Genomic DNA, 10,024 nt, shown 5'->3' on the forward strand with positions numbered 1-10,024 from the left:
ATTTTCAAAAATGCTTGACAGAATAATTCTTGTTATGGATATTGTATGATTGATTTATGATAATGTCTTAGTGTACCACAATTGATTATGTCCTATTTATTTTGAATAAATACATAGTTAATACTTGACAAAATAATATACCTGGTATACAATTTAATTAGGTGATCACATGAAGAATTATAAAAACATTATTAAACAATACTTTACATCCATGAAATTATTTGAAAAAATCGAAAAAACGCCTAAAGATTTTGGAACAGAAGATTTGTTATATGCATCTGAAATCCATACCATTGTTGCTATAGGAAAAAATCCTGAATCAAATATGACAGAGATTGCGAGGATTATGGATATAACAAAGGGAGGAGTTCAAAAATTTGTTAAGAAACTGTTAGCAAAAGACTTGATATATAAGACCCAACTACCTGACAATAAGAAAGAAGTTATTTATGGTCTGACCACGAGGGGGAAGATAGCATTTAAAGGGCATGAAGCTTTTGAAAAAAAGCGTTTTGGAGAAATTTATGGACTTATGGATTCCATGGAAGAAGAAGAACTTCAAGTATTGGAGAATTTTTTAACAAAATTAAATGAAATATTACGTGCCGGCGAGTGAGCCGGCAAAAAAACAACATATTGTATACCAGGTATATAAAAAGGAGGATTATATGTTACAAAAAAACGACTGGTGGGAAGTTATTACCACATATAACAAAAGTATTTTTCCATTACAATGGATTGCTTTGATAGTTATTTTATCTATTACAGCATATCTTATGTTTGGCAAAGAGAAGAAAGCTAATATCATGATAAAAACCTGCTTAACGGCAATGAACGTATTTATAGGTATAAGATTCTTTTTCTTTAGCGAAGGTTTTCCTTTAGGGCTTAGAGTCAGTCAAGGAGTATTATTTTTACTTATTGCTTTTCTACTGGGAATAGATCTAAAACTAAATAAATTACAATTTCAATTTCCTAAAGATGGATGGAAGCGAAGATTCTTTATAGGTGGCATTATTGCTATATTAGTTTATCCTTTTGTTGGTGGATTGCTTGGGAAAGAGATGTCTTATTGGATTATACCAGGAACACTTCCATGTCCTACAACAACATATGCTTTACTGCTTTTTATTACAGCAAAAAAGCGAAATAACAAATTTTTATTCTTTTTACTATTATTATGGGCAGTGCCATTTCCACCACTTGTACAAATACCAAAATACCAAGTATATGAGGATGGAATTATGTTAGTGATAGGTTTAATTGGCTTAATGGTTTTGGTAAAAGATATAATTACAAAAAATGACAGCTCTGAGTTATTGCAAAATAGTATAAATTTAAAAGCATATAAAAGGATTTTTGAAATTAAAAAAGATGCTGTGCTAGCAACCTCGTCAAATGAAGGTATCGTGAATATTGTGCCTATTCATTCAAAACATGTAATTGCTCATAGTAAAGTATTGATCAGTGACCAGTTTATGAACAAAACGAAGACTAATATAATCAATAATCCATATGCAACTTTATCAATTATAGATACTGGAAAAATTTATAAAATGAGCGGTAAATGTCTTTACAAAACTTCTGGATTCTTATACAAAATGGCAATTAGAGGAGCAAAAAAATATGCAAGGGAAAATGCACAGAATAAAAATATCAAGATAAATTGTAAAGGAATTATTCTAATAAAGGTTGATAAATTTGAAAAAGAGATTATTTAGGAGGGGTATTTTAATGAAAGAAAAAGAAGAGATTATTGAGTATATTAACTCTTGCGATAAATGTTTTGCGTCATTTAAGAGTAATATGAAGTATCCAGAAATTATATTTGTTAAATGGATTAAGATATATAACAATATAGTGGCTTTAGGTGTAAGTAAAAAGGATATAAAATCCTTTGACAATGCATCAAATAGTAATATTTCAGTTACTATATGGAATATATTAAAAGGTTATCAATTAAAAGGAGAAAGAATATTAGAAGATAAAGAAAAAAATACTTATGAAGTTGTAAAATTCAGGAAAGATTTAAAAATAGATGATGATAAAAATACTGAGATTGAGTTAGTTCTTTGTGATATTAAAGAAATATATCATGTGACCCCAGGAAAGTTTGCAGGAAAATTAATAACTATTTATTAGGATTTATTAAGGGGATAAATAAAATTATTAACAACACACACAATTGGCATGTGGAGTGTGTAGTAAGAATACAAAGGAAAGAACTATGAATTAGATACACTTAAATAATAACATGTCAGTAATTCCAAGTTATTTATAAATGATAACTAAAATAAAAGAAGTTGAGTGTTAGTATATAATAATACTACTCAACTTCTTTTAAAAATACTAACTTAAATCTTAAATATATTTATCACTAAGGTTCTATGTATCAGACTTAACATTCTCCGATGTATTAGAAGAAATATCTTTAGAATTATCCTTTGGAAGTATAAGATTTAGAAGTATAGCAACTAGTGTAGTTACGACAACAGAAGATTTTCCAAATATAGATATAAACCATGATGGAAATAGAGCAAGGGAATCAGGAACTTGTACGATTCCCATACCTAAAGCAACAGAAAGTCCAATAACTGCACAATTTCTCATGTTAAGATTACTGGCAGCAATCATTTTGATTCCTGTCATTGTTATTATGGCAAAAACTGATATAGTAGCGCCACCTAGAACACACTGAGGAATTGTTGTTAGTATAGATGCAAATTTTGGAATAAGTCCTGTTAAAATAACAATAAAAGATGCAAAAATGAATATCCATTTATTTATAACTTTGGTCACAGTGACTATACCGACATTTTGGCTATAGGTTGCAGTTGGCATACATCCAAATAGAGCAGAAATAATACCTGTAAAACCAGAACCTATAATTCCGTGAGACAGTTCTTTATCAGTAGGAAGTCTGTCCATACCACCGCCTGTTGTAGCAGATAAGTCACCAATAGCTTGAACAGAGTTTACAACATACATAATAACCATAGATATGATTGCTGTAGTGTTAAAATTGATACCAAAATGCATAAACCTAGGAGCTTGAAATAGACTTGCTTCCCGAACAGCATTAAAAGATACCATTCCAAGGAATATAGAAATTACATAACCCACAATCATACCTATTAGAATAGAGGCAAGTTTAAAAGTTCCTTTAGTGAAATGATTGAAAAATATTACAACTGCAAGAGTTATCATTGCAACTAGCCAGTTCTGAGGAGAGCCAAAATTAGGTGAACCGACACCACCTGCTATATATTTAATGGCAACGGGGTAAAGGGATAAACCTATTGATAGTATAACTGTACCTGTAACAAGAGGGGGAAACAAATAGGAGAGTTTTTTTAGAAAAACACCAAATAATATTGCAACTAAACCACCTACTATTTGTGAACCAAATATTGTAGCTATGTTGAATTCACCAGCTATAGCTGTTAATGTAGGCACATATGCAAAACTTACTCCCATAATTATAGGTAGTCTTGAGCCAATAACCCCACCTATTGGAAAAATTTGAATTAATGTAGCTATTCCAGAAAAAAATAATGAAGCTTGAACTAATAAAACTTTATCACTAGGATTGAGTACTGCAACACCTGCAACAATAAGGGCTGGGGTAACACAGCCTACAATCATTGCAACAACATGCTGAAGTCCTAATGGTGCAACATTTTTAAAAGACGGTTTGCCATCAAAACTGAATAGAATTGATTTTTTGTTAGTTTTCATAATAATATCCTCCCCAATTTGAAAAAAAAAATAGATAAAAAATTAATTATAAAAGACTTATTTGTATATATAATTTTATTTATTATATAAATTATACAATAAATAAAAGGGAATATAAATGGTTTTGATTAATTATTTTGACTTTTAATGAAAAAAAGAAAGGAAGATTGAAGAAAATGCATTCGCAAAAGTTAACTTGAAGAAACTTTTTCCATTACATTTCATGATATGGTACGTGGATAGATTATACAATTTTAATTTTTGATATGCATTGTATGATTGTGATACAATTTAGATGCAAATAAAATGTATTATAGAATATTAGTTAGTACTTATAGAGGGAGGTTTTCAAATGATAAAAATATTAATAGTGGAAGATGAAAGAGCTATATCAGACCTTATAGAGATGAGTTTGTCATGTGAAGGATATGAGTGCACCTGCGCCTATGATGGGCGATATGCAGCCGACATTTTAGAGAAGAAAAACTTTGACTTAGTATTATTAGATATAATGTTACCTTATATAAATGGGTATGAAATTTTAGAATATAGTAAAACGCTTTCAATTCCTGTTATATTTTTGACAGCAAAAGACGAATTAGAAGATAAGGTTAAAGGACTTAGAGCGGGTGCTGAAGATTACATAACAAAACCATTTGAGATATCAGAATTAATAGCTAGGGTAGAGACAGTACTTAGAAGATATGATAAGGCAGATAGTATTTATCAAATAGATGATATAAGTATAAATTTGTACTCTATGCAAGTAATTAAAAGTGGCAAATACATACAGCTGACAGCAAAAGAATTTTATGTATTAGTAATGTTTGCGAGAAATCCAAATAAAGCACTTTATAGAAGACAGATATATAGCCAAGTATGGAATGAGGTTTATCTTGGTGATAGTAGAACTGTTGATTTACATGTACAAAGAGTGAGAAAGAAATTAGGACTTGAAGATAAAATAGTATCTGTTTATAAGGTAGGCTATAGATTGGAGGTTTAAGTCTTGAAATTTTCAATAAAAGTAGTTGTAGGAGTACTTTGGATAGTGATTACTTGTTTTACATTTGGAGGATCATTTATAATCGATACAAATTTTCAAATGCTCTTATCGGAACAAAGAAATATATCTAAAAACATAACTGAAACCATATACAATTTATTGAAAAACGATACTAAAGGTTATAATTCAAAGACTCTTGGAAGTATAAACAATACGTATAAAGATTTTGTAATTCAAGAGATAGCTGATTCTATAAATATAAATGTAGAGGGAAAAAAAATAAATTTTAATATATTTTCTAAAACTAATATCGATTTAGATTGGTGGAGCGGTGAAAATTTAAACAGTGAATGGCTAGATAAATTAGAAATAAACAAAAGAGCATATACATTTGAAAAAGTTGGAGAAAAAAATTATATAAAGACAATCAGACCATTTGTTTTTTTAGAGAATGTGTACTATATATTTATATATAAAGATATAACGCACATATTTAAAAATCAGAAACAGCAATATGAAGTTTTAATTAAAACAACGATATTACTGAGTTTTATTTCAGTGATGATGTCTGTTGTATTTTCTAAAGTATTGCTTCACCAAGTTGTTGAATTGAACAAAGTAACTGAAGAAATGGGAGAAGGTAATATTCAAAAACGAGTAAAAGTAAATGGAAATGATGAATTAGCAGAATTGGCTAGAAATTTTAATAAAATGGCGGATTCACTAAAAAATTATGTAGAAATGGTAGAAGAAGAATCTCAAAACAAAGAAAATTTTGTTTCAGCATTTTCTCATGAAGTAAAGACTCCACTTACTGCTATTATAGGATATGCAGATATGCTACGTACTAATCCAAATGATATCAATCGAATACAAAAAGGAGCAGAGTATATTTTTTCGGAAGGAAAGAGATTAGAACAGCTTTCAAAAAGACTTTTACAAATTATGGCTATAAAAAATCAAGAATTGAAATTTGTTGAAGTACAAATAAAAATGTGGATAGAATCAATTTCAGAGAATCTAAAATATTATCTTAATCAGAGAAATATAAAACTGGAACTGAATATAGAAAATGATTTTTTAGTAATAGAGCCAGAACTCGTCAATATGGTGATTGTAAATATAGTAGATAATGCACAAAAAGCAAGTAAGGATGGAGAAAAAATATTTATAAATGGAAAAATAGAGGGGCAATATTACACTCTAAAAATTAAAGATAGAGGAATAGGGATTGATTCTAAAATATTATCAAAAATAAAAGAACCATTTTACAAGGCTGATCCATCTAGGGTGAGAAATAAAAATGGTGCAGGCCTAGGTCTGTCTTTAAGTCAAGTTATAATTGAAAAGCATGATGCGAAAATGAATATATATAGTGAAATTAATATTGGAACTACAGTTGAATTGGTTTTTAATAGGAGGAAAAGTAAATGAAAAAAATTAGAAGTTATTTAATTGTATTTGTATTATTTACTATTACAGCTCTAAAGCCTCTATTGACATATTTCAATATGGAAAATTTATATGAGAAAATAATTTTAGAAGAAATTAATTTCAATAATATAGAAGTATCATCTAATGAAGATATAAAAGGGTTAGGTATAAAAGAGAGAATAAAGATATTATCAGATGCAATGAATGATTTAGATGTGAATTTGATAGGAATAGAGTATGACAACATAAGAGAAAATGAAAAAACATCTGTAAAAAACAAGTTGATGGAACAGATAATAGTACTAAAAACTCTAGGTATTCTTCCAAATGAAAAAACAATAAATGTAGATTTAGAAAATATAATTCTTGACAAAATGACATATACAAGTTTAGAAAAATCTGATAAACAAGTGAATGTTTGGGAAGCAATCATAGACAATTCAAAATATCATATAAGCTTAATTTTTGATGCAGATTACTATGTAATATATCAATTCATTTATTTTGAAAAAGATCATAAAGGAGATGGCTATGCTAACAATTCTATTTATAATTTTTTTGATTATTTAGGATTTAGTAAAGAAAATTTTGTTGGAAAAAAAACAAGAAACGCATATTCATCATGTTTTAGTAATACAGATGAAGAAAACAAATTTGAATATTACTATGTAAATCAATTAATAAAAGGAGCTGATAAGACAACTTTAGATATCGAAATATCATTGATTCAACTATGATACAAATAATATGCAATTATGAATAAAAAATGATACAAATTTTTGATAAACTAACTTTGAAAAGGCAAGTAACATTATAATTACCAAGATGAATATTTACCAGAAAGAGGTGTAATGTTTTCAAGTTAGATGATGGTACAAGTTTGTATAGTGGTATTTAAAATAAGTGTTATAATTTTTTAATTGGTAAAATATTGAAGGAGATTAAAGAATATGAAAAAAATAATGTCTGTAATAATTGCATCTGTTTTGGTGATTTTAACAATGAGTGGATGTGGTCAAAGTGAAAAAGTGGAAAAAGTGGAAAAAGTGGAAAAAGTAGAAAAAGATAATATCAAGGTAATTGATGGATATACAGTCAACTCTGAATATGATTCGGAAAGTATGAAAAGTATTACAGGAAAAGAGTATGTAGCAAGAAAAAATAAAGCCACCTTGGTTAACAAACAAAGTGGAATTGGCATTACCATGACAGAAAAAATTCTTACTGAAAGGGAAAAAGAAAACTTTAAAACTGATATTTTCATTATGCAAAGAGGAATAGCTATGAACTATACAACAGAAAAAGCTAAATCCCTGATTCTTACTGATGAAGTTCTAGAAAAAATGAGTGATGAGGAACAAGATAAACTTTGGGAAGAATTTCATAAAAATACTTTTGATTTATTCGCAGTGGTACAAGAAGATCAAACAGACGATGAAAGCAAAACGTTCATTGAAGATTTAAAGAAAAAATTTAGTAATGTAGAAAAGTTATTTGAATTTGATGGTCATACTTTTTATTTTACATATAATGATGATATAAGTGAATGTGAACTGACAGATGAAGAAAAGAAAGAATTAAACGGATTCATCGATGAATTTGATTATATCAAAGATAATATATGTATATTCAAAGAAGTAGAAGAAGAGGATTTTCTGACGAATGATAAAGAGCAATCAGATGTTTTTGCAGGTACTATGACAAACTTCACGGCTAATACAATTGATGGTGCTGAATTGAGCCAAGATGTTTTCAAAAATTATGATATAACGATGGTTAATGTTTGGTCAACGTGGTGTGGACATTGTGTGAAAGAAATGCCAGAAATTCAAAAGCTATACGAAAGTTTACCAAAAAATGTAAATGTTATTTCAATTTGTACAGATGGGCATAGTGAAAATGAACTTGTAAAAAGCATAATAGATGACGCTGGTGTTAAATTTCAGACTATTATAGGCAATGAGAATTTGGAAGATACTTTTTATAAGTATATAGATGCTTTACCAACGACTGTATTTGTAGATGCTAGTGGAAATGTAATTGGTGAAGTTCAAGTTGGTGTTCCTGGAGAAAATGTTGTGGACGGTTATACTAATCTTATAAATAATGCACTTAAACTTATTGGAAAATAAGGAGGTATATAATGAAACTGACTAAAAAAAAATATAAATTAAATGCAGTGGTTTTAATCACTGCATTTACATTTATATTAATTGGAATTATAAGAGAGGAACACTTAGTGGTGTTGAAAAAAGCTACAAATATTTGTCTTGAGTGTATTGGTATTGGATAATGAATAAAAGGAATAAAGACGTAAAAAAACAATCAAGAGTTAGACTTATTATACAGATATTAGCAGCGGCTATTTTTAATGGTTATTTGATAGGTTTTTTTAAAGGCAAGATTTTTAAAGGCAATAGTAAGGGAGTTTGTGTGCCTATTTTAAACTGTCATTCTTGTCCTGGAGCTGTTGGAGCTTGTCCAATTGGATCTTTGCAAGCAGTACTTGGTGGTAATAGGCATAATTTTTCATTTTATATTTTAGGATTTATCATGCTATTTGGCATACTATTTGGAAGGTTTATATGTGGCTTTTTATGTCCATTTGGTTTGATTCAAGATTTATTGTATAAAATACCAGTGCCTAAAGTAAAAATACTGAAAATATTTGATAAACTATTACGATATATAAAATATATTATATTAATAATTTTTGTTATATTTATGCCTATATTTATTACAAATAAATTTGGAATTGCGCCCCCTTATTTTTGTAAATGGATCTGTCCTGCTGGAGTGTTGGAGGGAGCGTGGCCTCTTATAACAGCCAATGAAAGTCTTAGAGCTAATCTTGGTTTTCTGTTTAATTGGAAACTTGGAGTTTTAATTGCGATAGTTGTTGCTGCTGTTTTTACATACAGACCATTCTGTAAATATTTGTGCCCACTTGGAGCTATGTATTCATTGTTCAACAAATTTAGCTTTTATCAAATGAATCTTGATAGTAAAAAGTGCACAAATTGCAAACTTTGTGAAGAAAAATGTAAAATGGGTGTAGAAATAACCAAAAATATTAACAGTACGGAGTGTATTCGATGTGGTGAATGTAAGAATATATGTCCTAACGGAGCGATTTCAAGTGGTTTTATGAAAAATAGTTATATTAATTTAGATCGATAAGTAAAGGAAGACACATACAAGACAACCACTAGAACAATCAAACACAATTACAAGAAATACTAAGGAACCAAATAAGACAATAATAATGTAATATATAAGATGTAATACAATAGCAAAAAAGCTCTTGTGAGGAATAAGCCCTTACAGGAGCTTTTTCACATTTACCAACATTGTATTAAATTAAAAATAATGAAAGAGGTGAAAGTAATGGATTTTTCAAAAGAGAAATTTAAGCATCTAGATCAGTTCTTTGCTAAGAATCCTGATATTTGCTTAAGAAGTATGAACTTGTTGGACGAACAAGTGGTTTCTACCTTATGCTTTGACAGATTAAAAAAACATAAAGACCAGCTTATGCTTTTATTAAAAGCTTGGCAGCGATTACTAAAAATATTACCTGAAAGTCAAGATGAAGTTACAGTCATTAAGAATTTACTTAATAATAATCTGCATTCAGCAGTGCAGATTGCGTCCATACCTAAGAAACACTTTTTAAAAGAGTATGGGGATCTCTTTAATGATTTAGAAGAAGCAAATGCCATGTATCACAATGCCCAAATGGTGAGAAGTCAAATTGCTGTCAAATACATGAGGTTGAAGCAGAACCATGAACCTCATATTGAGGCTACTAGATTTCACCAACAATTATAATAAGAAAGGAGTGTT

The 10,024-nt window shown here is 28.9% G+C and carries 11 protein-coding genes; 10 read left to right on the forward strand and 1 reads right to left on the reverse strand.

Annotation, left to right across the window (positions count from 1 at the left end; all coding sequences use genetic code 11):
* The first annotated feature begins 169 nt into the window (after positions 1-169).
* The 3 genes from ACX6CF_RS09155 to ACX6CF_RS09165 are packed head-to-tail and all read left to right on the forward strand — an operon-like array spanning position 170 to position 2,142.
* A complete protein-coding gene (locus ACX6CF_RS09155; protein ID WP_458785023.1) occupies positions 170-616 on the forward strand; it encodes a MarR family winged helix-turn-helix transcriptional regulator in 447 nt (148 codons plus the stop codon).
* A gap of 52 nt (positions 617-668) precedes the next feature.
* Complete coding sequence (locus tag ACX6CF_RS09160; RefSeq protein ID WP_458785024.1) at positions 669-1,721, forward strand: DUF6064 family protein; 1,053 nt, start codon at positions 669-671, stop codon at positions 1,719-1,721.
* 13 nt (positions 1,722-1,734) lie between these two features.
* Complete coding sequence (locus ACX6CF_RS09165) at positions 1,735-2,142, forward strand: hypothetical protein (RefSeq protein WP_458785025.1); 408 nt, start codon at positions 1,735-1,737, stop codon at positions 2,140-2,142.
* Positions 2,143-2,385: 243 nt separating this feature from the next.
* Here the strand turns inward: ACX6CF_RS09165 and ACX6CF_RS09170 are convergent, their stop codons facing one another.
* Positions 2,386-3,738 (reverse strand): uracil-xanthine permease family protein, encoded by a 1,353-nt coding sequence (locus ACX6CF_RS09170; protein ID WP_458785026.1) that lies wholly within the window; start codon positions 3,736-3,738, stop codon positions 2,386-2,388.
* 352 nt (positions 3,739-4,090) lie between these two features.
* Here ACX6CF_RS09170 and ACX6CF_RS09175 point away from each other — a divergent pair, with 352 nt between their 5' ends.
* The 7 genes from ACX6CF_RS09175 (at position 4,091) to ACX6CF_RS09205 (ending at position 10,009) form a co-directional block, all read left to right on the forward strand.
* The gene (locus ACX6CF_RS09175; RefSeq protein WP_458785027.1) at positions 4,091-4,744 is read left to right on the forward strand and encodes a response regulator transcription factor; all 654 of its coding nucleotides are present in this window, start codon (positions 4,091-4,093) and stop codon (positions 4,742-4,744) included.
* A 3-nt stretch (positions 4,745-4,747) separates the two neighbouring features.
* A complete protein-coding gene (locus ACX6CF_RS09180; RefSeq protein ID WP_458785028.1) occupies positions 4,748-6,178 on the forward strand; it encodes a sensor histidine kinase in 1,431 nt (476 codons plus the stop codon).
* A complete protein-coding gene (locus ACX6CF_RS09185) occupies positions 6,175-6,915 on the forward strand; it encodes a hypothetical protein (RefSeq protein WP_458785029.1) in 741 nt (246 codons plus the stop codon). Before ACX6CF_RS09180 ends, ACX6CF_RS09185 begins: the two co-directional genes overlap by 4 nt.
* Positions 6,916-7,128: 213 nt before the next feature.
* Positions 7,129-8,310 (forward strand): TlpA family protein disulfide reductase, encoded by a 1,182-nt coding sequence (locus ACX6CF_RS09190; protein ID WP_458785030.1) that lies wholly within the window; start codon positions 7,129-7,131, stop codon positions 8,308-8,310.
* A gap of 11 nt (positions 8,311-8,321) precedes the next feature.
* Positions 8,322-8,471 (forward strand): CD1871A family CXXC motif-containing protein, encoded by a 150-nt coding sequence (locus tag ACX6CF_RS09195; RefSeq protein ID WP_458785031.1) that lies wholly within the window; start codon positions 8,322-8,324, stop codon positions 8,469-8,471.
* On the forward strand, positions 8,471-9,358 hold the full coding sequence (locus ACX6CF_RS09200) for a 4Fe-4S binding protein (RefSeq protein WP_458785032.1): 888 nt from the start codon (positions 8,471-8,473) through the stop codon (positions 9,356-9,358). The genes ACX6CF_RS09195 and ACX6CF_RS09200 overlap by 1 nt, the downstream gene beginning before the upstream one ends.
* Positions 9,359-9,565: 207 nt before the next feature.
* Positions 9,566-10,009, forward strand: a complete 444-nt coding sequence (locus ACX6CF_RS09205; protein ID WP_458785033.1) for a hypothetical protein — start codon at positions 9,566-9,568, stop codon at positions 10,007-10,009.
* Positions 10,010-10,024 lie beyond the last annotated feature (15 nt).

This window comes from Vallitalea sediminicola (assembly GCF_054408565.1).

Coding starts and splice junctions, on each gene's coding strand:
- ACX6CF_RS09155 (WP_458785023.1), top strand. CDS start 170: ATGAAGAATTATAAAAACATTATTAAACAATACTTTACATCCATGAAA.
- ACX6CF_RS09160 (WP_458785024.1), top strand. CDS start 669: ATGTTACAAAAAAACGACTGGTGGGAAGTTATTACCACATATAACAAA.
- ACX6CF_RS09165 (WP_458785025.1), top strand. CDS start 1,735: ATGAAAGAAAAAGAAGAGATTATTGAGTATATTAACTCTTGCGATAAA.
- ACX6CF_RS09170 (WP_458785026.1), bottom strand. CDS start 3,738: ATGAAAACTAACAAAAAATCAATTCTATTCAGTTTTGATGGCAAACCG.
- ACX6CF_RS09175 (WP_458785027.1), top strand. CDS start 4,091: ATGATAAAAATATTAATAGTGGAAGATGAAAGAGCTATATCAGACCTT.
- ACX6CF_RS09185 (WP_458785029.1), top strand. CDS start 6,175: ATGAAAAAAATTAGAAGTTATTTAATTGTATTTGTATTATTTACTATT.
- ACX6CF_RS09190 (WP_458785030.1), top strand. CDS start 7,129: ATGAAAAAAATAATGTCTGTAATAATTGCATCTGTTTTGGTGATTTTA.
- ACX6CF_RS09195 (WP_458785031.1), top strand. CDS start 8,322: ATGAAACTGACTAAAAAAAAATATAAATTAAATGCAGTGGTTTTAATC.
- ACX6CF_RS09200 (WP_458785032.1), top strand. CDS start 8,471: ATGAATAAAAGGAATAAAGACGTAAAAAAACAATCAAGAGTTAGACTT.
- ACX6CF_RS09205 (WP_458785033.1), top strand. CDS start 9,566: ATGGATTTTTCAAAAGAGAAATTTAAGCATCTAGATCAGTTCTTTGCT.